At 63.9% G+C, this 22,494-nt stretch carries 22 protein-coding genes; 7 read left to right on the top strand and 15 right to left on the bottom strand.

The window, feature by feature from the left end; translation table 11 throughout:
- The 3 genes from ybeY to miaB all read right to left on the bottom strand — a co-directional run bounded on the left by ybeY (position 1) and on the right by miaB (position 3,030).
- Positions 1–510 carry an rRNA maturation RNase YbeY gene (gene ybeY / locus IC761_RS00190; RefSeq protein WP_195801321.1) on the bottom strand — a complete coding sequence of 170 codons (510 nt, stop codon included), beginning with the start codon at positions 508–510 and terminating at the stop codon, positions 1–3.
- 59 nt (positions 511–569) lie between these two features.
- On the bottom strand, positions 570–1,568 hold the full coding sequence (locus IC761_RS00185) for a PhoH family protein (protein ID WP_195801320.1): 999 nt from the start codon (positions 1,566–1,568) through the stop codon (positions 570–572).
- Between the two features lie 64 nt (positions 1,569–1,632).
- Positions 1,633–3,030: a tRNA (N6-isopentenyl adenosine(37)-C2)-methylthiotransferase MiaB gene (miaB, locus tag IC761_RS00180; RefSeq protein WP_195801319.1), complete on the bottom strand. Its 1,398-nt coding sequence runs from the start codon at positions 3,028–3,030 to the stop codon at positions 1,633–1,635.
- A 242-nt stretch (positions 3,031–3,272) separates the two neighbouring features.
- On the opposite strand from miaB, the gene IC761_RS00175 reads away from it, so the two are divergent.
- Together IC761_RS00175 and IC761_RS00170 are read left to right on the top strand one after the other, a co-directional pair.
- The gene (locus IC761_RS00175) at positions 3,273–3,848 is read left to right on the top strand and encodes a hypothetical protein (protein ID WP_195801318.1); all 576 of its coding nucleotides are present in this window, start codon (positions 3,273–3,275) and stop codon (positions 3,846–3,848) included.
- Entirely contained in the window at positions 3,845–4,669 is an 825-nt protein-coding gene (locus IC761_RS00170; protein WP_195801317.1) for a pPIWI-associating nuclease domain-containing protein, read from the top strand. Before IC761_RS00175 ends, IC761_RS00170 begins: the two co-directional genes overlap by 4 nt.
- Positions 4,670–4,776: 107 nt before the next feature.
- On the opposite strand, the gene IC761_RS00165 is transcribed toward IC761_RS00170, so the two are convergent.
- From IC761_RS00165 to murJ, 7 genes are all read right to left on the bottom strand, one after another.
- Complete coding sequence (locus tag IC761_RS00165) at positions 4,777–5,457, bottom strand: HAD family hydrolase (RefSeq protein WP_195801316.1); 681 nt, start codon at positions 5,455–5,457, stop codon at positions 4,777–4,779.
- Positions 5,458–5,462: 5 nt separating this feature from the next.
- On the bottom strand, positions 5,463–5,918 hold the full coding sequence (locus tag IC761_RS00160) for a Fur family transcriptional regulator (RefSeq protein ID WP_195801315.1): 456 nt from the start codon (positions 5,916–5,918) through the stop codon (positions 5,463–5,465).
- 38 nt (positions 5,919–5,956) lie between these two features.
- Positions 5,957–6,442 carry a ribosomal protein S18-alanine N-acetyltransferase gene (gene rimI, locus IC761_RS00155; protein WP_195801314.1) on the bottom strand — a complete coding sequence of 162 codons (486 nt, stop codon included), beginning with the start codon at positions 6,440–6,442 and terminating at the stop codon, positions 5,957–5,959.
- Complete coding sequence (tsaB, locus tag IC761_RS00150; protein ID WP_195801313.1) at positions 6,439–7,131, bottom strand: tRNA (adenosine(37)-N6)-threonylcarbamoyltransferase complex dimerization subunit type 1 TsaB; 693 nt, start codon at positions 7,129–7,131, stop codon at positions 6,439–6,441. The genes rimI and tsaB overlap by 4 nt, the downstream gene beginning before the upstream one ends.
- Positions 7,132–7,219: 88 nt before the next feature.
- Complete coding sequence (locus tag IC761_RS00145; protein WP_195801312.1) at positions 7,220–7,789, bottom strand: NifU family protein; 570 nt, start codon at positions 7,787–7,789, stop codon at positions 7,220–7,222.
- A 149-nt stretch (positions 7,790–7,938) separates the two neighbouring features.
- On the bottom strand, positions 7,939–8,991 hold the full coding sequence (gene trpS / locus IC761_RS00140) for a tryptophan--tRNA ligase (protein WP_195801311.1): 1,053 nt from the start codon (positions 8,989–8,991) through the stop codon (positions 7,939–7,941).
- A gap of 93 nt (positions 8,992–9,084) precedes the next feature.
- Positions 9,085–10,617, bottom strand: coding sequence for a murein biosynthesis integral membrane protein MurJ (gene murJ / locus IC761_RS00135; protein WP_195801310.1), 1,533 nt, complete (start codon positions 10,615–10,617; stop codon positions 9,085–9,087).
- Between the two features lie 125 nt (positions 10,618–10,742).
- Between murJ and IC761_RS00130 the strand changes: the two genes are divergently transcribed.
- Positions 10,743–11,744 carry an adenosine kinase gene (locus tag IC761_RS00130; protein ID WP_195801309.1) on the top strand — a complete coding sequence of 334 codons (1,002 nt, stop codon included), beginning with the start codon at positions 10,743–10,745 and terminating at the stop codon, positions 11,742–11,744.
- 143 nt (positions 11,745–11,887) lie between these two features.
- Here IC761_RS00130 and IC761_RS00125 read toward each other — a convergent pair whose 3' ends face one another.
- A complete protein-coding gene (locus tag IC761_RS00125; protein WP_195801308.1) occupies positions 11,888–13,081 on the bottom strand; it encodes a serine hydrolase domain-containing protein in 1,194 nt (397 codons plus the stop codon).
- A gap of 339 nt (positions 13,082–13,420) precedes the next feature.
- Here IC761_RS00125 and IC761_RS00120 point away from each other — a divergent pair, with 339 nt between their 5' ends.
- Both IC761_RS00120 and IC761_RS00115 read left to right on the top strand, forming a co-directional pair.
- On the top strand, positions 13,421–13,741 hold the full coding sequence (locus IC761_RS00120; RefSeq protein ID WP_195801307.1) for a hypothetical protein: 321 nt from the start codon (positions 13,421–13,423) through the stop codon (positions 13,739–13,741).
- A 112-nt stretch (positions 13,742–13,853) separates the two neighbouring features.
- On the top strand, positions 13,854–15,347 hold the full coding sequence (locus IC761_RS00115) for an NAD-dependent succinate-semialdehyde dehydrogenase (protein WP_195801306.1): 1,494 nt from the start codon (positions 13,854–13,856) through the stop codon (positions 15,345–15,347).
- 12 nt (positions 15,348–15,359) lie between these two features.
- Here the strand turns inward: IC761_RS00115 and IC761_RS35770 are convergent, their stop codons facing one another.
- Positions 15,360–15,716 (bottom strand): helix-turn-helix domain-containing protein, encoded by a 357-nt coding sequence (locus IC761_RS35770; protein ID WP_246791603.1) that lies wholly within the window; start codon positions 15,714–15,716, stop codon positions 15,360–15,362.
- A gap of 639 nt (positions 15,717–16,355) precedes the next feature.
- Between IC761_RS35770 and IC761_RS00105 the strand changes: the two genes are divergently transcribed.
- Positions 16,356–17,243 (top strand): NAD(P)H-binding protein, encoded by an 888-nt coding sequence (locus tag IC761_RS00105; RefSeq protein ID WP_195801304.1) that lies wholly within the window; start codon positions 16,356–16,358, stop codon positions 17,241–17,243.
- Between the two features lie 159 nt (positions 17,244–17,402).
- Here the strand turns inward: IC761_RS00105 and IC761_RS00100 are convergent, their stop codons facing one another.
- The 3 genes from IC761_RS00100 to IC761_RS00090 form a co-directional block, all read right to left on the bottom strand.
- Positions 17,403–19,619, bottom strand: a complete 2,217-nt coding sequence (locus tag IC761_RS00100; protein ID WP_195801303.1) for a SulP family inorganic anion transporter — start codon at positions 19,617–19,619, stop codon at positions 17,403–17,405.
- A gap of 312 nt (positions 19,620–19,931) precedes the next feature.
- Positions 19,932–20,846 (bottom strand): phosphoribosylaminoimidazolesuccinocarboxamide synthase, encoded by a 915-nt coding sequence (locus IC761_RS00095; protein ID WP_195801302.1) that lies wholly within the window; start codon positions 20,844–20,846, stop codon positions 19,932–19,934.
- Between the two features lie 63 nt (positions 20,847–20,909).
- Positions 20,910–21,827, bottom strand: coding sequence for a pirin family protein (locus tag IC761_RS00090; RefSeq protein ID WP_195801301.1), 918 nt, complete (start codon positions 21,825–21,827; stop codon positions 20,910–20,912).
- A gap of 64 nt (positions 21,828–21,891) precedes the next feature.
- Here IC761_RS00090 and IC761_RS00085 point away from each other — a divergent pair, with 64 nt between their 5' ends.
- Positions 21,892–22,461 carry a GNAT family N-acetyltransferase gene (locus IC761_RS00085; RefSeq protein WP_195801300.1) on the top strand — a complete coding sequence of 190 codons (570 nt, stop codon included), beginning with the start codon at positions 21,892–21,894 and terminating at the stop codon, positions 22,459–22,461.
- Positions 22,462–22,494: the final 33 nt, after the last annotated feature.

Raw genomic sequence — 22,494 nt, 5'->3', positions numbered from 1 at the left:
TCAGTGCGCCCCAGCGCGATCTGCATAGGGATCGGGGATGCCGAGATGAGCCAGGATCTCGGTCTCAAGCGCTTCCATCTCTTCCGCGTCGTCGTCGTTCTCGTGATCGTAGCCGATCAGATGCAGGAAACCATGCACGGCGAGATGACTCAAATGGTGATCGAACGGCTTGTGTTCCTCGTCCGCTTCGCGCCGCATGGTCTCGTAAGCGATCGCGATGTCGCCGAGCATGCGCGGCGCGTCGCCCGGCTTCCATTCGCCTTCCGGCTGGAGTGCGGGGAACGACAGCACGTTGGTCGGCTTGTCGATGCCGCGCCAGTTGCCGTTCAGCGTGCGGATGCCGGCATCATCGGTCAGCATCACGGCCACTTCCGCGTCCGCGACGTCCTCGTCGACAGATTCGGCGGCGGCAGCGACAGCGCGCTGGATCACGGCTTCGGCGTCAGGCTCGCCCTGCCAGCAATCGGCGACGACGAGGACCTCGGTGATGGGAAGGTTGGGATGCGACATGGTTCTGTTCGGAACGAAGAACGCCTCCGCCGCGCTCTCTTGGTCCGGTTGTTGTCTCGTCAGGATTTGGTGCCGGCGGGCGGCCGCTGCGGCGCCCCTTCATAGGCGGCGACGATCCGCGCCACGAGCTCGTGGCGGATCACGTCTTCGGCTTTGAAATGAACTTGTGCAATGCCTTCGACGCCACCCAAGAGCTTGGTCGCCTCCGCGAGGCCCGAGGTCTGGCCGTTCGGCAGGTCGATCTGCGAGGGGTCGCCGGTCACGATCATCCGGCTGTTTTCGCCGAGACGCGTCAGGAACATCTTCATCTGCATCGATGTCGTGTTCTGCGCCTCGTCCAGGATGATGGCGGCATTGGTCAGCGTGCGGCCGCGCATGAAGGCGAGCGGCGCGATCTCGATCTCGCCGGTCTGGAGCGCGCGCTCGACGATGCGGGCGTCCATCAAATCGTAGAGCGCGTCGTAGATCGGACGCAGATAAGGATCGACCTTCTCGCGGAGGTCACCGGGCAGGAAGCCGAGCCGTTCGCCGGCTTCGACCGCGGGACGCGACAGGATGATCTTGTCGACCTCCTTGCGCTCGAACAGCTGCGCGGCATGCGCGACCGCAAGCCAGGTCTTGCCGGTGCCGGCAGGTCCAATGCCGAACACCAGCTCATGGCGCTTCAGCGCACGGATGTAGGAGTCCTGCGCGGCCGTGCGCGCGCGGACCGGGCGCTTGCGCAGGTTAATGCTGTCGAAGGTCGACTTCGCTGACTTGGCGTCGAATTCGAACAGCGAGCCCTGCGCGATCACCGCGCGGATCGCGCCTTCGACCTCGCCCTGGTCGACATCCTGCCCCTTCACCGCATGGGCATAGAGTGTCTCCAGCACGCGCCGCGCCGCATCGCAGCCGTCGCGGGTGCCGCCGATGGTGATGTGATTGCCCTTGGAATCGACGACGACACCAAGCCGGCGCTCGATCTGCGCCAGGTTCTGGCCGTAGGGGCCGACCAGCGCGGATGCGGCGCGGTTGTCGTCGAAGTCGATGACGACCTGGGTCTCGGGCGGAACTTGCATGTCGCGGTCAAACTTGCGGCTGGGAGCGAGGGAAGACGAATCCGATGCGCTTTTTGGCAAGGGTTCAGGCTCCAGTGGCGATGGATGATAAAGCGGACTCGCGTGCACCGTGTGGCGTGGCGAGCTCGCCGAGGAAACTGTAGCGTTCGAGGCTGTCGATCCGCACCGGCAGGATCTGTCCGATGATGTCGGGCGAGGCCATCACATGCGCAGGTTGGAGGAAAGCAGTGCGGCCCACGATCTGGCCGTCCTTGCGCGCCGGACGTTCGAACAGCACGTCGACCGTTGAGCCAATCGCAGCCTTGTTGAAGGCCGATTGCTGGCTGTCGATCAGTTCCTGGAGCCGCTCCAATCGCTGGTCCATCTCGGCGGGGGACACCGTCTCCTGCATATCCGCGGCCGGCGTTCCCGGCCGGGCGGAGTATTTGAACGAATACGCCGCAGCGTAGCCGATTTGCGTGACAAGCGCGAGGGTGGCGAGAAAATCTTGCTCGCTCTCGCCGGGGAAGCCGACGATAAAATCTGATGAAAAAGCAATGTCTTGGCGCGCTCTGCGGAAACGGTCGATGACACGGCGATAATCATCGGCGGTATGTTTCCGGTTCATGGCGGCGAGAATCCGGTCCGAACCCGACTGCACCGGCAGGTGCACGAACGGCATCAGCTCGCCGAGTTCGCGATGGGCTGCAATCAAACTGTCATCGACGTCGCGGGGATGGCTGGTCGAATAGCGCAGCCGTGCGATGCCGGGAATTTTCGCCAGGCGCTCGAGCAATTTGCCGAGCCCCCAGTCTGTCCCGTCCGGCCCCTCGCCGTGATAGGCGTTGACGTTCTGCCCGATCAGCGTGAGCTCGCGCACGCCGTTGTCGGCGAGCCGCTTCACGTCGTCGATGATCTTCGCCACGGGTCGCGAGACTTCGGCGCCGCGCGTGTAGGGCACGACGCAGAAGGTGCAGAACTTGTCGCAGCCTTCCTGCACCGTGACGAAAGCGGAGATGCCGCGCGCGCGGATCGCCTCGGGTTTCGGCTGGGCGAGGAAGCCGAACTTGTCTGCGGCCGGAAATTCGGTCTCGATCGCGCGGCCTTTATCGCCGGCGCGCTTCAGCAATTCCGGCAGATGATGATAGCTCTGCGGGCCGACCACGACATCGACCACCGGCGCGCGGCGCACGATCTCCTCGCCTTCAGCCTGCGCCACGCAGCCGGCGACGGCGATCTGCATCGCGCGGCCCTCGCGCGCGGCCTCGTCCTTGGCGACGCGCAGCCGACCGAGCTCGGAATAGACCTTTTCGGAGGCCTTCTCGCGGATGTGGCAGGTGTTGAGGATGACGAGGTCGGCGTCCTCGGCGTTCGCCGTCTCCACGAATCCTTCCGGGGCCAGCGTGTCCACCATGCGCTGGGCATCGTAGACATTCATCTGGCAGCCATATGATTTGATGTGCAGCTTGCGCGGCGGCGTCATGGAACCCGGGATGGTGGTGGAGGACGGCCCTGAGATATAGGTTGGGGATCCGAAAATCCAGCGAATGGGGGCCGAAAGGGGCGTTCCGAGGAGGCCAGAGGGCTGAGATCGGAAAATTCGCGCAAAATCTTCGATTCTGGGCTCTTTTGCGCCCCAGTCCGGATCGGAGGCCCGCTGAAAGCTGCCGCTTTACTCTCGTCCCCATAGCACACAGGATGGTTGTCTTGGCAAAGGAGACAACCGTGGCTGAGGATATAGAGGCGGAGCTGGCGGCAATCAAAACACTGGTGCAAGCATTGGAGCCGCTAAAATCCGAAGTGCGTACCCGCGTCATCGATCATGCGTTTAAGGTCTTGGGCATTGCATCGCCGCAGGTCGTCCCGCCTGCGCCGATTATCCCAGCGCTGCCGCTATTGCCGGGGCAGCCATCTTTACCGGTCGCCCCACGAGCGCCGATGGATGGTCCGCACGATATTCTCTCGTTCAAAGAGGAGAAGAGCCCGACAACAGGTGCGCAAATGATCGCAGTGGTTGCTTACTACCTGGAGCACCTTGCCTCTGAGCGTCAGAATTTTATTACTGCTGACGACATTCAAAAGTACTTCGTGCAAGGCAAGTACCCAATGCCGGGATCTAGATCACAGGCATTGGTCGATGCCAAAAACGCAGGCTATCTCGATCTCATCGAAAGGGGAAAATATCGCCTGAATTCGGTCGGATACAATTTGGTCGCCCATAAGATGCCAAAAGATGGGGCCGCGCCCAACAAACCAAGAAGCCGAGCGGGTAAGAGGCCGGCCAAAAAGGGCAAGCGGTGACTGATACCCAGCTTGCGTCTTGGCATGGGCTTTGCGGCGACTTTCGAAAGCTCGCTGCGAAGATCGTTGCATCAAAATCCGTAAACATCAATTCGACGTCTCTCAGAGACGAGGTCAAATCCGTCGCGCGGCGTTACATGCAAGAAGCGCGATCCTTCGTGGCTCGTGATGGGTTCCAAGACGAACTAAAGTATTTAGATGACCATTTCACCAAGCTTTACGAGCTTGCGGAAGGACATAATGCGGCCAACTCGTACAAGTGGCGTATCAACTCGGTAAAGAAGGCTCTTCCAAAAATCACTTCGCGGCTGGAAATGACTGTCGCGACAGCAGCCGATGGACCGGCGGAGAGCGCCATAGAGGCTCAAATAACTGAAACTCTGCGCGGCTTACTCCCGACTGCGGCACTGTCATATCAACAAGCGATTCGTGATTTGTCAGATAGCAGTCGAGTTTCCTATCGAGGGCCAGCCGCGGAATTGCGCGAAGTTCTGAGATCGGTTGTCGATCGCCAAGCTCCTCCTGATGTAGTCAGGAAGAGTGATGGTTACAAACCGGAAAAAGATGAACATGGGAGAGATCGGCCAAAGCCGACGATGAAGCAGCAGGTTCGTTTCATTTTAAGGGCCAGGGGCCAAGCGACAAGCACGTCCGAGCTGCCAGAAAAAGCGATCGAAGCCGTCGATGGGTTGATCGGCGGACTTGCTCGATCAGTCTACACCGCAGGCTCTATTGTTACGCACGTGGCAGGTGAGCGCCAGGATGTGATAAACTTAAAGCGATACGTTGAGGTCGTGCTTACTCACCTACTGGAGCTCTAGTGCACACGTATTGCTTACTGCGACGGAGTGTGATCTCGCCCCAGAACCTCGGGATTCCGCACTTCACGCGCGTTGCGCGTGCACCGAATGACGGCAGAGGGACGAAATCAGCCCGTCAGGGCGTCCGCTGCGACCTGCCGGACCAGCTCCGGAAGTTGTCGCATATCGTCGAAGGTCAATCCGGCGCCTGCGGCGCGCAGCCTTTCGGCGTGACCCGGCGGGCAGTGGCTGCCGCCGTGAAAGCCCAGCACGGTCATCCCGGCGGCGCGTGCGCCGGTCACTCCGGGGACGCTGTCCTCGATCACGACACAACGTTCCGGCACAACCTTCATCTGCTTCGCGGCAAACAGGAACAGATCGGGCGCGGGCTTGCCGCGCGCGACCTGGCTCGCGGAAAAGATGTTCGGGGCGAGCAGGTCGTAGAGCCCGGCACATGTCAGGCCGTGATGGATCTTGTCGGGCGTACCACTCGATGCGACGCATTTGGGTAGATCGATCGCGGCGATCGCGGCCGCTACATGGGTGATCGGTTGCAGGTCGCTGGCGTAAAATTGCAGTGTGGCCGCATTGACCTGCTGCTCGAGATCGTCGGGGAGGCTGCGGCCGATTTCCTGTTCGACCATGCGCCGTGCGTCTTTCTCGGACACGCCGAGGAAGCGAACCAGCACTTGCTCGGACGTGATCGGATAGCCGTGCCGCGTCAGCACGTCCGCATGCGCGCGACAGGAGATCACCTCGCTGTCCACGAGCACGCCATCGCAATCGAAGATGATGAGATCTATCGGCACGAGACTTAAGACGTCGGCTTGTCGTCGTCGAGCGGAACGCAATAGAGCTCGAGTCGGTGATCGACCAGTTTGTAGCCGAGCTTGCGGGCGATCTCGGCCTGGAGTTTTTCGATCTCTTCGGAGGTAAACTCGATCACCTTGCCGTCGCGCAGATTGATGAGATGGTCGTGGTGGCTGTCGCGCATCGTCTCGTAGCGCGCGCGGCCCTCGCGGAAGTCGTGGCGCTCGATGATGCCGGCATCCTCGAACAGTTTGACGGTGCGATAGACGGTCGAGATCGAGATCTTGTCGTCGACGGCGACACAGCGTCGGTACAATTCCTCGACGTCGGGGTGATCGATCGCTTCCGCAAGCACGCGGGCGATGACGCGGCGCTGCTCGGTCATGCGCATGCCGGTGGCGGCACAGCGCGCCTCGATGCCGGTCGCCTTGGATGCGGAGGAAGGTTTAAGTCCAGTCATATCGTTTCCGTCTGACGGGGCGATTTCTGCCATCAATATTACGACAAGTCACGTCGCATCAGAAGGGCGTTCAACTGTTCCCCGTTCGGCTGCTTATAGTAGCGTTCGCGGCGTCCGACCACCACGAATCCACCTCTCGCATAGAGCCGCCTCGCCGGCTGGTTGTTCTCCTCGACCTCCAGAAAGATCGTGCGCACGCCGCGTCCTGCGAGGTGACCGAGATGGGTCATCAGCAGCGCGAGGGAGAGGCCGCGGCCGCGATAGGTCTGATCGACCGCGACCGATAATATCTCCGCTTCATCCGCGCCGATCCGCGACACCGCAAAGCCGATCGTCTTGCGCCCGAGGCGCAAGCGATCGACCTGCGTGTTGCGCTCGCTGAGCATGGTCTCGAACTCGGCCTCGCCCCAGCCATGGGCAAAGGCGGCGCCGTGCAGCTGCGCCAGCCGCACGGCATCGCGCGCGGACGCCGGCTCGACGGAAGCGGTGCCGCCGCGCCACCATTCCCAAAACCGTCTCATCATGAGCTTGCGGCTTGAGCGAAGGGCGGCAGTGCGGCCGGCTTGGCATCGGGCGCCTTCAGATAGAACGGCCGCGCCGGATTGGTGTCGGGATCGGCGGCTGCACCCAGCCATGCGACCCAACCGATGTCGGGTGCAGCCTGTGTTTCGACGGCCACCGGCTGTGGCGCGTTCTTGGGCCAGCGATCCGCGAGGATCCTTGCGGCATTGCCGACCAGATGTGGTGCGCCGAATTGCGAGGCCGCGATGGCGTCGTCGATGCTGGCGACGGTCGGCCGCGCCAGCTGGCTGCCATCGCCGGAGACGATCTGGAAATAGACGTGATCGTGCCGCGCATCGATCGCCGAGATCACCGGCGCGGATTGGCTCTGGCCGATGATGGCGGCTGCGTAGGCGGACAGTGTCGTCAGTCCGACGGCCGGCCGATTGGCTGCGAGCGCAAGGCCGCGCGCGGCGGAGATGCCGACGCGCAGTCCGGTGAAGCTGCCGGGTCCGACGGTCACGGCGATGCGGTCGAGTGCCGTGAAGGCGAGGCCTGCCGACTGCATGACACGCGCAATCATCGGCATCAGCGCCTCGGCATGGCCGCGCTTCATCAGAAGCTGCTCCTGCGCGAGCAACTCGCCGGCGTCGGTGTCGAGCACGGCGGCCGCACACGCCTCCAGCGCGGTATCGATGGCAAGGATCAGCATGAAAAAGCGAATGGCGAGTGGCGAATAGCGAACAGTCTAGCCGATCGGAATGCCATTCGCCATTCGCTACTCACCATTCGCCCACCGATTACATCGGCCGGACTTCGACCACGTCGGGCACGAAATGCTTCAGCAAATTCTGGATGCCGTGCTGGAGCGTCGCGGTCGATGACGGGCAGCCCGAGCAGGCGCCCTTCATGTTGAGATAGACGATGCCGTCCTTGAAGCCGCGGAAGGTGATGTCGCCGCCGTCATTGGCGACTGCCGGCCGCACGCGGGTCTCGATCAGATCCTTGATCATGTCGACCGTCTCGGCATCGGCCTCGTCGAAGAACTCGTCCTCGTCGTCGAGATCAACGTCGCTCGCAGCCGCACCGTCCGCGAGCAGCGGCGCGCCGGACATGTAGTGCTCCATGATGGCGCCGAGAATCGCGGGCTTGAGCTGCTGCCATTCACCGTTCGCCTTGGTCACGGTGATGAAGTCCGATCCATAGAACACGCCGGTGACGCCGGGCACGTCGAACAGCTTTTCGGCGAGCGGCGAGCGGGTGGCGGATTCGCGGCTGGCAAATTCCATCGGGTTGCCGTCGACAACGACGCGGCCGGGAATGAACTTCAGCGTGGCGGGATTGGGGGTGGCTTCGGTTTGAATGAACATGGTTTTCTCCGGACGTCGCCGGTTCAAGGCCGGCGCGTGCTCTCACCAGTAGCAGATGGCGACGGCAAACGCACGGTCAAGGGGTACGCACGCCGTTCCATTGTCATTTCAGCGAGTTAGCGCTCCCCTGGAGGGGGGTAAGACAGCGATCACCGCCGCCGGATGAAGCCGACGATGTCCTTGCTCTGCTTCATGGTCTCGTCGGCGATGGCGCGGGCCCGGTCGGCGCCATCGTTCAGGATGGTGTCGATATGGCCGGGGTCGGCGACGAGGCGCTTCATCTCGCCGGCGATCGGCGAGAGCTTTGTGACGCACAGCTCGACCAGCGCGTTCTTGAAGCTGGAGAACTGGCCGCCGCCATAGTCGCGCAGCACCTCGGCCTTGGAGCGGCCGGAGAGCGCGGCAAAGATGCCGACGAGATTGTCGGCCTCGGGGCGCGCTTCCAGGCCCTTCTCGTCGGTCGGCAGCGGCTCCGGGTCGGTCTTCGCCTTGCGCACCTTCTGCGCGATGGTGTCGGCGTCGTCGGTGAGGTTGATGCGCGAATTGTCGGATGCGTCCGACTTCGACATCTTCTTGGTGCCGTCGCGCAAGCTCATCACGCGCGTTGCCGGGCCCTGGATCAGCGGTTCCGGCAGCGGGAAGAACAGGCCGTCATTGGCGCCATGGCTGCGGATCGAGTCGCCGAAATCGTTGTTGAACTTCTGCGCGATGTCGCGCGACAGCTCGAGGTGCTGTTTCTGGTCCTCGCCGACCGGCACGTGGGTGGCGCGGTACAGCAGGATGTCGGCGGCCATCAGCACGGGATAGTCGAACAGACCGACGGACGCATTCTCGCGGTCCTTGCCGGCCTTCTCCTTGAACTGGGTCATGCGGCCGAGCCAGCCCATGCGCGCGACGCAGTTGAAGATCCAGGCGAGTTCGGCATGGCCGGAGACCTGGCTCTGGTTGAACACGATGTGCTTCTTGGGGTCGATGCCGCTGGCGATGAACGCTGCGGTCACCTCGCGGGTGTTGCGCGCGAGTTCGGCCGGGCCGCCCCAGACGTCCACGCCCTGCGTGATCGCGTGCATGTCGACGACGCAATAGATGCAGTTGTGAGTTTCCTGCATCTTCACGAAGTTGACGATCGCGCCGAGATAGTTGCCGAGATGCAGATTGCCGGTCGGCTGGACGCCCGAAAAGACCCGTTCAACGAATGGCATGGCAAGTGTTCCCTAGGGTATTCGGGCCGTCGTTTCCAACAGCGGGGCTGCCCCGTCAAGGGTAATTCGATGGTCCCGAGCGCCGAGGTCGGGCTAGGCGGGTCGCTTCAGGGCGTTAGCCGCCTCGCGCCAGGAGGCAGCGCCGAGGAATTGCAGGAGGAGGCCGTAGACGCCGGTCCCGGCCGCGATCTGCACGCCCAGCACGATGAACCTGATGAGGCCGTGGGCTTCCGCCGGCACGAGGCCCGCGGTGAGCCACAGCAGGGCGCCCATGGCGGCCGCGGCGAGCACGATCCGCGGCAGCCGTTTTCGCGCGGTCGCATCGACCGAGAAGCCGAATTCGCTCGTGTCCTTCCGAAGCAACGACATCGCGCTGCTCCAGGCGCCGGCCGCGATGCTCGCGGCGATCCCGCTTGCACCATAGAAGTGCCCGAGCACGACAGCGAGCGCGGTCGCCACCACAAAGCCTTTGGCCGTTGCGAGCAGCGGCGTCATGGTGTCGCTGCGGGCATAGAAGGCCGGCGATTGCGCCTTGATCAGCACATGCGCCGGCAGGCCGAGCGCCAGCCACATCAGCGCATGCGCGGTGGCCGCGCTGTCTTCCGCACCGAACGCGCCATGCTCGAACAACAGCCGCACGATCGGTTCGGCCAGCACGATCAGGCCGAGCGTTGCCGGCAGCGCGAGCCCGGTGGCAAGTTCCAGCGCACGCGATTCCGCATGCGCCACCGCGTCACGGTCGCCGCCAGAGACCGCGCGCGTCAGCTCCGGCACCAGCACCGTGCCCATGGCGACGCCGACGATGCCGAGTGGCAGCTCGATCAGGCGGTTGGCGAAATAGAGCCATGACACGGCGGACGGTGTCGCCGAGGCGATGATGGCGCCGGCCACCATCAGCCATTGCGGGCCAGAGCTGGCGATCATGCCGGGGATCGCCTTGGCAAAGAAGCCGCGCATCTCCTTGTCGAAGTTGACGCGCAACGGTGTCGCAAGGCCTGCGCTTCGCTGCGACAGCAGCATCAGCAGTTGCAGCAGGCCGGCGACGCCCACGGTCGCGGCCAGCGTCCACGCGGCGAGGGTGGCATCGGCATGCGAGAGGAGCAGCGCCGCGATCGCAGCGATTAGGGCGATGTTGAATAGCAGCGGCGAAAACGCGGTGAGCGCAAATCGCCCCTGCGCGTTGAGCAATCCCATCAGGACCGTGACGGGGCCGGCAAAGGCGAGATAGGGCAGCATCAGCCGCGCATTGTCGGCGGCGAGATCGAGCGTGTGGCTGCCGAGAAAGCCGGGCGCGATGACCGTGATGATCAGTGGCATGACGAGCGCAATCACGATCGAGATCGCGATCAGCGCCACGCTGACCGTGCCGAGCACGCGTCCCGCGAAGGCGGAAGCGGCGGCCTCTCCATCACGGTCACGGACGCGCAGCCAGGCCGGGATCAGCGCCGCGTTCAGCGCCCCTTCGCTGAGCAGCCGCCGCACCACATTGACGAGCTGGAACGCCGCCAGGAATGCGTCCGCCACCGCGCCCGTGCCCAACAGTGCGGCAATCAGTGAATCGCGGGCAAAGCCCAGCAGCCGCGAGGCCAGTGTTCCCGTCGAAACTGTCAGGAAAGAGCGGATCATCGGACGTACATAATACCGTTGCTTGCCCGTGGAGGGCCGGTCGTGATAGGCCGCGAGTCAAGATTTCAAGCCGACAGGAAGCGGATTTCCGCAGGGATCGCAATCCGGCAACAGGATCAAGGTGAATGGCTGACGTGAAATATGACGTTCTCGGGATCGGCAACGCGCTGTTCGACGTGCTGGTCAAGACCGACGAAGCTTTCCTCGCCAAGCACGGCATGACCAAGGGCAGCATGTCCCTGATCGACGAGGCGCGGGCCGCCGCCATCTACAACGACATGGGTCCGGCCACCGAAGTCTCGGGGGGATCTGCCGCCAACACCATTGTCGGCATCGGCAGCCTGGGCGCCCGCGCCGCCTATGTCGGCAAGGTCAAGGACGACCAGATCGGCAAGCTCTATGTCCACGACATCCGCGCCGCCGGCGTCGCCTTCAACACGCCTGCCGCCAAGGACGGTCCCGCGACCGGCTGCTCCTACATCCTGGTCACGGGCGACGGCGAGCGCACCATGAACACCTATCTCGGTGCCGCGCAGGATCTGTCCCCTGCCGATATCGATCCGGCCGAGATCGCGGCCGCCAAGATCGTCTATCTTGAAGGCTATCTCTGGGATCCGCCGGGCGCCAAGGAAGCCTTCCTCAAGGCCTCCAAGATTGCTCACGAGGCCGGCCGCAAAGTGGCGCTGACGCTGTCGGACTCCTTCTGCGTCGGCCGCTACCGCGACGAATTCCTTGGGCTGATGCGCAACGGCACTGCCGACATCGTGTTCGCCAACGAGTCGGAGCTGCACTCGCTCTACGAGACGTCCGACTTCGACACCGCGCTCAAGCAGCTGCGCAGCGACGTCAAGCTCGGCGTTGTCACCCGCAGCGAAAAGGGCTGCGTGGTCGTGACGCCGACGGATGCCGTCGCGGCTCCGGCTTCGCCGATCGCGCAACTGGTGGATACCACTGGCGCCGGCGATCTCTTCGCGGCCGGCTTCCTGTACGGCCTCGCGCGCGACCTGTCGCACAAGCAGTGTGGCGAGCTCGGTGCGCTCGCGGCCGCCGAAGTGATCCAGCACATCGGTGCGCGGCCGCAGGTCTCGCTGAAGGAGCTGGCCCAGCAGCGCGGGCTGACGGTCTAGGACCGCCTCTCTCCCCGTCATTGCGAGCTTGATCAGGCGATCCAGTATTCCGAGACGTCAGTGGCTCATCGAGAAGCCGCGGCGTACTGGATCCCCCGCTTTCGCGGGGGATGACAGTCGTCGTGTGGTGAAAGACGCGGCTCTCACGCCGCCTTCTTCCCGGCCCCCGCATCGAGCCCGGCATACACGCCGCGTTCGAATCCCGCGAAGGCCTCGAGGCACTTGCCATCCGCGAACGGCAACAGCTGCATCAGGATCACGCCGGTGACGTCGCGCGCCGGGTCGATCCAGTAATAGGTGTTGGCAAGGCCCGCCCAGGCGAGGCTGCCGGCGCTGCGGCCCTCCGCGGTCTTGGCGGTGTTGATCATGAAGCTGAGGCCCCACTTCTTGGCCTGCTCCGGATAGAGATCGACGTCGTTGGTGTAGATCGGCGCGGCCGTCTTTAGCTTGGTCATGTTGAGGTCGCCCATCTGGTTCTGTCCCATCATGGCGACCGTCTCGGCCTTGAGCACCTGGTTGCCGTTGCCGCGGCCCTTGTTCAGGATCATCCGGGTGAACTTGATATAGTCGCCCGCGGTCGAATAGAGGCCACCGCCACCCATGTGGAATTCCGGATTCTGCTCCAGCTCGAACGGGATCGCAGCAAGCTGGCCGTCCTCGCCGCGTGCATGCATGCCGACCAGCCGCTTGCGCATATTGTCGGTGATCTTGAAGGCGGTGTCAGACATTCCGAGCGGCGCAAAGAGATTGTCGCGCAGATAGGCATCGAGCTTCTTGCCGCTGGCCGCCTCCACCGCCTTGCCGACGAAGTCGATGTTGGTGCCGTATTCCCAGCGCGTGCCGGGATCGGTCATGATCGGCGTCTTCAGCGCGGCGTTCTGGCAGGTGATGATCCCGGGGGTGCCGGTTTTCTCCAGATAGGTGGCAAATTCGCCGTTCCACATGTCGTAGCAGAAGCCGGCGGTGTGGGTCATGAGCTGGCGGAGCGTGATCGCGCCCTTCGCCGGTCGCAGCTTCGGCGCGCCCTTGGCGTCGAAGCCTTCGAGCACCTGTGGCTTGGCGAGATCGGGCAGCACCTCGCCGATCGGCTTGTCCAGCGAGAGCTTGCCTTGCTCGACCAGCTGCATGGCACCGGCTGATGTCACCGCCTTCGTCATCGAGGCGATCCAGAACACGCTGTCCACTGTCATCGCATCCGGCTTCGACAGATCGCGCTTGCCGAACGCGCCCTGATACAGCACGTCGTTACCGCTGGCGGCGATGGCGACGACGCCGGGAATCTCCTTGGCGTCACTCGTCTTGCGCAGCACCTGATCGATCTGGGCTTGGCTTTGCATACGCGTTTCCTCCGGTTTGATTATTGTTGGAAGCGATCGATTGTCCTCCCGCACCCGCCGCGCGGCAAGCGTGGCGATGCGCACGCTTCGGTCGCGATGTCGTGACTTGACGGCTCGTGGCCCGCGCAGGACGACTGAACTGCAACACTTCATCGCAATCTGCGGTGGGTGGCCGCACTTCGCCGTGACCGCGGATGGGCTCCGGCGATATGTTTCGAGCGTTTGGAGCACTTGAAACATTTTGTGCGTTGCGGCGTTCAGCACTCGGCCCAGTCGGCGGCTGACGCTAAGACTTGATGCAAATTTTGCGGCCGCCCACCGGCCGCGAGGGGACCCGAGATGATTTCGACCTGGAGCGAATGGAAGCGCTATCCCCGTCCCGGACGGGGCGACAATCTCGAGGCGCCGATCGCGCCCGGCATTTATGAGGTCCGGATCGCCGGCACCGGCGCGCTCTATTCCTTCGGCGCGGTGGACAATCTGGCGCAATCGCTAGCGCTGCTGCCGGTCGGCTCGAAGTCGTGGTTCGGCCGCCGCGATACGTCCGACGCGCCCGCTCTCGAATACCGGACCTGCGCGACCTCCTCGAAGGCCGACGCCAAGGCGGCCGCCGAGCGCATGATCGGCCGGCGCGAGACCTATATGAGCGGCGCGGCGTAACCATTTCGCTCCCAGTTTAGCTCCCGGCAGATGTGCGTTGCGGGACGGTGCATTGCACGCCGTCTGTCCCTATATTCCGGGCCGATCCGATCGTGCCCTCAGGAGCAACGCCATGACCCCGACCGCCGCCGCACGCGCCCAGCACGCCACCTCAACCTTGCGCGATCGGCTGAAGGACCCATCGCTTCTGAGAGAGGCCTGCTACATCGACGGCGCCTGGGTCGGGACGCCGGTCTTCGCGGTCAACAATCCCGCCACCGGCGTCGAGCTCGCAAAGGTTCCGCAGCTCGGTGCCGACGATACGACCAGGGCGGTCGAGGCCGCCCAGCGCGCGTTTCCGGCCTGGGCCAAGCACACCGCCAAGCAGCGCTCCAACATCTTGCGCAAATGGTTCGAGCTGATCACCGCCAACCGCGAGGATCTTGCGCTGATCCTGACCTCCGAGCAGGGCAAGCCACTCTCCGAGGCACTCGGTGAGGTCGATATCGGCGCCGCCTATATCGAGTTTTTCGCGGAGGAGGCCCGCCGCGTCTATGGCGAGACCATTCCGAGCCAGCGGCCCGATGCGCGACTGCTCGCGATCAAGCAGCCGATTGGCGTCTGCGGCGCCATCACCCCGTGGAACTTCCCGAACTCGATGATCACGCGCAAGGTGTCGCCAGCGCTCGCGGCCGGCTGCACCGTGGTGCTGAAGCCCGCCAATGAAACGCCGCTGTCGGCGCTGGCGCTGGCCGTGCTCGCCGAGAAGGCCGGCATCCCCAAGGGCGTGCTCAACATCATCACCGGCGATGCGCCGCCGATCGGCAAGGTGCTGTGCGAACACCCTGCGGTGCGCTTCGTCGGCTTCACTGGCTCGACCGCGGTCGGCAAGATCCTCTACCGGCAGGCCTCGGTCGGCGTGAAGCGGCTCGGCCTCGAGCTCGGCGGCAATGCACCGTTCGTGGTGTTCGACGACGCCGACATCGACGCGGCGGTCGAAGGCGCGATCGTCTCGAAATACCGCAACATGGGCCAGACCTGCGTCTGCGCCAACCGCATCTACGCCCAGGACAGGATCTACGACGAGTTCGTGCAGAAACTCTCGAAGAAGGTCGCGGCAATGAAGATCGGCGACGGCACCGAGAGCGGCGTGACGCAAGGCCCGCTGATCAACATGAAGGCGGTCGACAAGGTCGAGCGCCATATCGCGGACGCCGTGAAGCACGGCGCAAGGATCGTCACCGGCGGCAAGCGCAGCGAGCTCGGCCGCTCCTTCTTCGAGCCGACCGTGCTTGCCGACGTCAAGTCGGACTCGCTGGTGTCGCAGGAAGAGACCTTCGGTCCGCTCGCGCCGGTGATCCGCTTCAAGGACGAAGCCGATGTGATCGCGATGTGCAACGCCTCGCCGTTCGGCCTGGCGTCCTACTTCTATTCCCGCGATCTCGGCCGCGTCTGGCGTGTCGCCGAAGCGCTGGAATCCGGCATGGTCGGCGTCAACACCGGCCTGATCACCACCGAAGTCGCCCCCTTCGGCGGCGTCAAGGAAAGCGGCCTCGGACGCGAAGGCTCGCGTCACGGCATGGAAGAATATGTCGAGATCAAATACGTGATGATGGCGGGGGTGTAAGCCGCCGCCGAATCAGTTCTTGCCTCGACGCAGCTCGCCCGGACTGAGTCCGAGTTCGCGGCGCATCCATTTGGCCAGGTGAGATTGATGTGAGAAGCCTGCTTCCAGGGCGACGACGCTGAGCTTGCGATCGCCCTGGAGGAGGAGCTGGCGCGCGTGCTCCACCCTTCGTCTCAGGATGTAGCGATGGATCGTGATGTCCATCGCCGCCTTGAACCAGGTCCGCAGATGTGAGCTGCTGACGCCGGCCTCGCGAGAGAGAGTGTCGATGGCGAGCGGCTGGTCGAGATTTTCATCGATGTAGGTCAGAACCCTCTGGAGCTGTGCGTCCGAGAGCCGGACGGCTTGATCTGGCGGATCATCCGCCATGCCAAGCAATTCCACCGCGAGGGCCATGCCGACATTCTCGGCGAACAAGGGACCTCCCGGTGAGCCCGCTCTCACGTCGCTCTCGAGAGCCTGTCCGAGGAGAACGATACGGTCATTCCGGAGCAGGTGACGCGGCTTGAGCCGGGCGCCCGTCGTTCGTCCGACTCTGGACGCGGCATAGTCCAGCATGCCGGGCGCGAGCCGGATTTGAAGCGACTGATAGGGCGTCTCCGCAACGAAGCCTCCGATAGCGCCGGATGGAACCAGATCGATATCGCCGCTCTGACGCAGACACCGGTCCCCCGTCGCAAGACAGAAGGACTGCGTGGCCGGGCTGAGGTGGACGATGATCCGGTGATCGCCGATCGGCTCCAGCGCGACGGAATCAGGCTCGGTCCGGATCGCGGCCGCGGTCGTGCCGGTCGAAGATGGCGCCGAGCGCGATTTATCACCCATGGGGCGGGCTCCGAAGTCTTGGCAGCAGGTCTTGGCAGCAGGTCTTGGCGGCAGGTCTTGGCGGCAGGTCTTGGCGGCAGGTCTTGGCGGAACGTGATCGATATTTGGCGGATCATGCGCGATTTTCAACGGTGCCGACGTCAAAGAACTCATCTGTCGCTTTGTGACACATGAGGATGCAAAATGAGCCATTACGTGATTGTCGGAGCCGGCCCCGTCGGACGCGAGACCGCTCGTCTTCTGGCGGCGGAAGGACATAGCGTTGTCCTGACCAGCAGAAACGCCGGAGCACTCGATGCAGGAGATGCGCGCACGGTTTCGGCGGATGCCACCGATGCCGCGCAGCTCGCCGCAATCAGCAAGGGCGCGGATGCGATCTTCATGTGCGCCATGGCCGCCTACCATCGGTGGCCGACCGACTTCTTTCCGATCATCGACGGAACGGTCAAGGCCGCCGAACGGGTCGGTGCCCGGCTGGTCGTGCTCGGCAACATCTACTGTTACGGCGAGCATGCCGCGGGTCCCCTGACGCCCGATCTCGAGCCGGATCCGACCACGAGAAAGGGCGCGACCAGGCACATCATGTGGCAGCGCGCCGCGCGATCGGAGGTGCCTGTTCTCGAGGTCCGAGCCAGCGACTATCTGGGTGACGGAGCAGTCGCGTATTTCTCGCTGCTGGCCTTGCCCGCGCTGCTGAAGAAGGAGCCCGTCTCCTTCCTGGGCAACCCGGATGTGCCTCACGCCTGGTCTTTCACCAAGGACACGGCGAAGACGCTGGTTGCGGCATCGCGCTTCGCCGGGGCGTGGGGCCGCGCATTTCACGTGCCGTCGCAGCACGCATCCGTTCGTGATCTGGTGCAGGCCTTCGCGGCCGCGCTGAAGATCGACGTTCCGAACCTGCTTCAGCTCACGCCAGCCGATCTCGAAAGTATCGGTTTCCACGAGGGAATCGAGATGTCCTATTTGTTCGAGAAGCCGCTTCTGGTCGATGCCGGCGACACGGAGAAATTGCTAGGTGTCGCCGCGAGCAGCCTGGCCATGATGGTCCGCGACACATTGTCGAACAAATAGGCCGCCATCCCCGAGGCGTTCGAGGCGCCTGCGCGCTCTCTGTCCGGCGATCTGCCGCCTGAGCCTTGTAGTCCGGATGGAGCGCAGCGTAATCCGGGGCCGCCGTCGCGCGTGGCACGATCCCGGATTGCGCACTGCTCCATCCGGGCCACGCAGAGATCAACGCCGCAACACCGCGATCGTCCGGTTCGCAAAGGTCAGCCGCTCCGCCATGACCGACACGAAATAGGTCAGGAGCTTGTGGCTGAGCGCGGGATCTTCTTCCTTGATCTCATCGAACTGGAGCGTGTTCAGCACGTAGAGCACGCTGTCGACCTCGGCCTGGATGGTGGCTGAGCGCGGGGTCTGTGACACCAGGCCCATTTCGCCGATCGTGGTGTAGCGTCCGAGGCTGCGCACGCGCGTGGTGCGGTCTTCCTCGGCAGGCACCATGATGCCGACGCGGCCGTCGAGGATGAAGTGCATGGAATCGGCGGGATCGCCGGCCTGCACGATGATCTCGCCGGCCTCGACCTCGAGGCGCTGGCAGCGGCGGATCAGCTCGTCGGCGTCATGCTCGCTGTCGAGAATCCCGGTGAACCAGTCGCGCAGGCTGGCCTCTTCCTGCGCTAGCCCCTGATGTTGCGAGATGAGCTCGTTCTCGCACCATTCCAGTGCGCGATCGAGCTCGGGAATGATGGTGACGCCCTCGCCGACGAAGTCGCTGGAGCGCAGCACCTTCTCGGCCGCCGCCGACAGATGCACCAGGATCAGTTCGACACCGAGATCGCCTGCGCTGCGTTTGATCTGCGCAAAGCTATAGGCCGCGGAGGAGTCGACGCCGGTGACGAGCTTGAAGTCGAACAGCAGATAGCGGCATTCCGGCCGCTCGTGGAGCAGCTGCTTGACGTGCTGGTAGAGCCGGTTGGCGGAGCCGAAGAACAGATAGCTCTGGAGATTGAGGCCCTGGATCTTGCCGCCATGGGCCAGCAGCACCTCCTGGTCGTCGCGCGAGCGGTCGAGCGAGGAGCGATATTCGGAGCCATCAAAGCTGTATTTGATCGATTCGACCCGCGCCGCGCTGAACGCAAAGGTCGCGCAGCCGATGATCACGCCGATCAGGATGCCCGGCACGAAACCCCAGACGACGATGATCGCGATAATGGCGACCAGCGACAGATATTCGAGCTTCGAAAGCCGCTTGCGCGACTCGATGATCCATTTGTGCAGCTGGTCGGCGCCGAGATAGAGCAGCAGGCCGCCGAGCACGAATTTCGGAATGAAGCCGAGCAGCTCGGGCGCGACCGCGAGCATCAAAAGCGACAGCGCCGAGGCGGTGAGGCCGGACAGCCGTCCGCGGCCGCCGCTGGAGAAGTTGAGGATCGAGCGGCTGATCGAGCTACAGCCGGTGTAGCCGCCGAGCACGCCGGTGAGGATGTTGGCCGCGCCCGTGACGTTCAGCTCACGCTCCAGATTGGCTTCGCGGTGCAAGGCGACCTCGATGCCGGTGGTGTTGAACAGCGTGCTCGATGCGGTGACGAAGATGACGGCAACGAGATTGCCGAGCAGGTCCGGCACGGCAAACCAGGGATAATTGGCGAGATCGTCGGTGTGCCAGGGCAGCATGAACGCCGCAGGCGGGGGCGGCTGAAACGTCCAGCCCAGGCTGTGAGCCTCATCGAGGGAAACGCCCGAGATCCAGAATGCCAGATGCGCCGTGATCACGCCGGTGATCAGAATGATCGGCAGCGCGAACGGGTTCCGCGAGCGGTGCCAGGTCAGGTACAGCACCAGCGCCATGGCGCAGGCGGCACCCAGCTCCAAGAGCGTGGTGCCGTTGGCAAAGCGCGGAAGCGCCGTGAACCGCACGGGGGTGTTGGTGATGACCCGGACCGCGCCCATGGCGATGAGCAGTCCGGTCGCGCCGAGGAAGCCGCCGACCACGGGATAGGGCACATAGCGAATGGCGCGGCCCATCCGCGTCAGGCCCAGCCCGCACAGCACTACGCCGGTGAGCACGGTCGACAGGCCGAGCGTGATCAGGACCGGCGAGAGCATGGGCGCCGATGGGTTGGCCGCTTCGATGTGCTCGACCAGCGAGGCCGCCAGAATTCCGGTCACGGCCGCGGTCGAGCTGTCGGGAGCGGCAATTGCGAAAGGCAGTGAGCTGCCGAGGCCGATCACGGCGGCGAGCACCGCCGAGCTGATGAAGGTCGCAGCGATGCCGTAGGACAGATAGGGCGAGAGCGGGCCGGCGAAGATCAGCAGCGAATAGGACAGCCCGAACGTGACGGTGAGGATGCTCGCAGCCCCTCCCCCCAGCATATCATTCAGCGCATGCTTGACGGACGGATTGACCCTGGTGACCGGATCGAACCCAATTGCAGGATCTGTCACGCCGTGACACTCGCTCATGAAAATTCCCATCCGGAGAGGTAGACGAGTGCGAGCCTAGCGCAACAGAATTCTTGCAAATATGAAGTATCCGACAGTTTTGCTGCGGTTTGCGTGTGAACGGTCAATCATATGGTTGACGGAAAAGCCGAAATCCTCACCGTACATGCGGTGTCGTCCCGGCGAAGGCCGGGATCCATAACCCCAGGGAGGAGTTTGGCGAAGATTCGGAGTTCGGTACGCCTACCATCCGCAATCGATAGATTCCGCGGTATGGGTCCCGGCCTTCGCCCGGACGACTATTAGGAACCGGGCTTAAATCTTCAGCTCTGTCCCCGTCACCCGCCGATATGCCTCCAGATACCGCTTGCTGGTCGCATCGACGACGCTTGCCGGCAGCGGCGGTGGCGGGGCGTCGCCGTTCCAGCGGCCGGCGCGGCGCTCGATGTCGAGATAATCGCGCAACGGCTGCTTATCAAAACTCGCCTGCGGCTGGCCGGGCTTGTAGGTGTCGACCGCCCAGAAGCGCGAACTATCCGGCGTCATCACCTCGTCGATCAGGATGATGCGGCCGTCCTTGTCGCGGCCGAACTCGAACTTGGTGTCGGCGATGATGATGCCCTGCTCGCGGGCCAGCTCCTCGCCGAGCGTGTAGATCGCGCGCGTCATGCTCTCGAGCGTATAGGCTGTCTCGTCGCCGACGGCCTCGCGCATCTTCGCGATGGTGATGTTCTCGTCGTGGCCGGTCTCGGCCTTGGTTGCCGGGCTGAAGATCGCCGGCTCGAGCTTCTCGCTCTCGACGAGGCCGGCCTTCAGCTTCTCGCCGGCGAGCGTGCCGGAGCCGGCATATTCCTTCCAGGCCGAGCCGGAGAGATAGCCGCGGATCACGCATTCGATCGGGAACACGGTGGTGCGGCGGGAGAGCATGGCACGGCCGAGGATCTCGGCGCGGTGCGGCTTCAACGCCGGCACGGCCGCGATGATCTCGTCGGTATCGGCACTGATCATGTGGTGCGGCACGATGCCTTCGAGCTTGTTGAACCAGTACGCGCTGATCTGCGTGAGTACTGCGCCCTTCATCGGGATGGTCTCGCCCATCACGACGTCGAAGGCACTGATGCGGTCGGTGGTGAGCAGCAGCAGGCGGTCGTCGTCGACGGCGTAGATGTCGCGCACCTTGCCGCGCCCGATCTTGGTCAGGGGCAGGTCGCTGGAGAGCATGGTGGTCATTGGCAGAGCCTTGAGACAGGATATCCGGCCGCGCCCGAGAGTGCGACCGGACACCGGATTAACCTATTCCGGCAGCGGAATGAACTCATGTTCCTGCGGAACCGCGGCGAAGCGGCCGGTTTTCCAGTCCTGCTTGGCCTGCTCGATCCGCTCCTTGCTGGAGGAGACGAAATTCCACCAGATGTGGCGCGGGCCTTCCAGTGCATCGCCGCCGAGAAACATCATCCGCGTGGCCTTGAGTGCCTTCACGGTGATGCGGTCGCCGGGGCGGAAGATCAGCAGCCGCGGCCCCTCATAGCGCTCGTTCGCGATCTCGACCTCGCCGTCGACCACATAGATCGCACGCTCTTCGTGATCGGGGTCGAGCGGCACGCTCGCGCCGGCCACCGCCGTGACCTCGGTGTAGAACCAGGGCGAGACCATCGATACCGGCGAGGTGATGCCGAACGACGAGCCCGCGATCACGCGCGCGGTGAAATCGCGTTCGGAGATCATCGGCAGATCGCCCGCGCCATAGTGCTGGAACGAGGGATCGATCTCTTCCGAGCCGGCCGGCAGCGCGATCCAGCTTTGCAGGCCGAGCATCTTCTGGCCGGAGGTGCGCTGCGCGTCCGGCGTGCGCTCGGAATGGGCGATGCCGCGGCCGGCCGTCATCAAATTCATCGCGCCGGGCGCGATCTCCTGCACGTTGCCCTCGCTGTCGCGATGCATGATGGAGCCGTCGAAGAGATAGGTGACGGTGGCAAGCCCGATATGCGGATGCGGCCGCACGTCCATGCCCTTGCCGGAGACGAACTGCACCGGGCCGAAATGATCGAAGAAGATGAAGGGCCCGACCATCTGCCGTTTGCCGTGCGGCAGTGCGCGGCGCACCTCGAATCCGTCGCCGAGGTCGCGGGTGCGCGGCACGATGACGAGATCGAGCGCATCGCAGGACATGGGATCGCCGAGCACGGGATCGTTGGAGGGCTGCCAGCTCATGGTGGACTCCTGTTTCTTGCTGGTATGATCGTAGCAGAACAATGATGGGAACGGGAGACGACCGATGATTCCGCCGCTCAAGCCCGGCGCCAGATTGCTCGAGGTCACAGGCCCCCAAATCGAGACGGAACGTCTTCTCCTGCGCCCGTGGCGCGCCAGCGACGTCGCGCCCAATTCCGCAATGCTGAGCGACCCCGGCACCGCGCGTTTCATCGCAGCCGACGGCAAACCTGTCACCACCGAAATCGCCGGCTGGCGCAACGCGGCTGTGATCTCCGGGCACTGGGCGCTCCACGGCTTTGGCATGTTCGTGGTCGAGGAAAAGTCGAGCGGCAATTATGTCGGTCGGGTTGGCCCGTGGTGCCCGCCAAGCTGGCCGGGTTTTGAGGTCGGCTGGGGCATAGCCCGCGAATTTCGCGGCAAAGGCTACGCGGTGGAGGCGGCCCGCGCATCGATCGACTGGACCTTCGACAGTTTTGAGATCGACGAGATCATGCACTGTATCGAAAGCGTGAATGCGCCGTCGCAAGCCGTGGCGCGCAAGCTCGGTGCGCGGAAGGATCGCGAGATCGATCTGTTCGGCAAGCCTGCCGACGCCTGGATCACATCGCGCGCCGTGTGGATGCAATCGTAAAATTGAACGGAAACGTGATCTGAATTAGAAGAT

Origin of the sequence: Bradyrhizobium commune, from assembly GCF_015624505.1 — a bacterium.
In the GTDB taxonomy this organism is placed as follows: domain Bacteria; phylum Pseudomonadota; class Alphaproteobacteria; order Rhizobiales; family Xanthobacteraceae; genus Bradyrhizobium; species Bradyrhizobium commune.
Note: the sequence above shows the minus strand (reverse complement) of the source record. Positions and strands in the feature narration are given on the sequence as shown.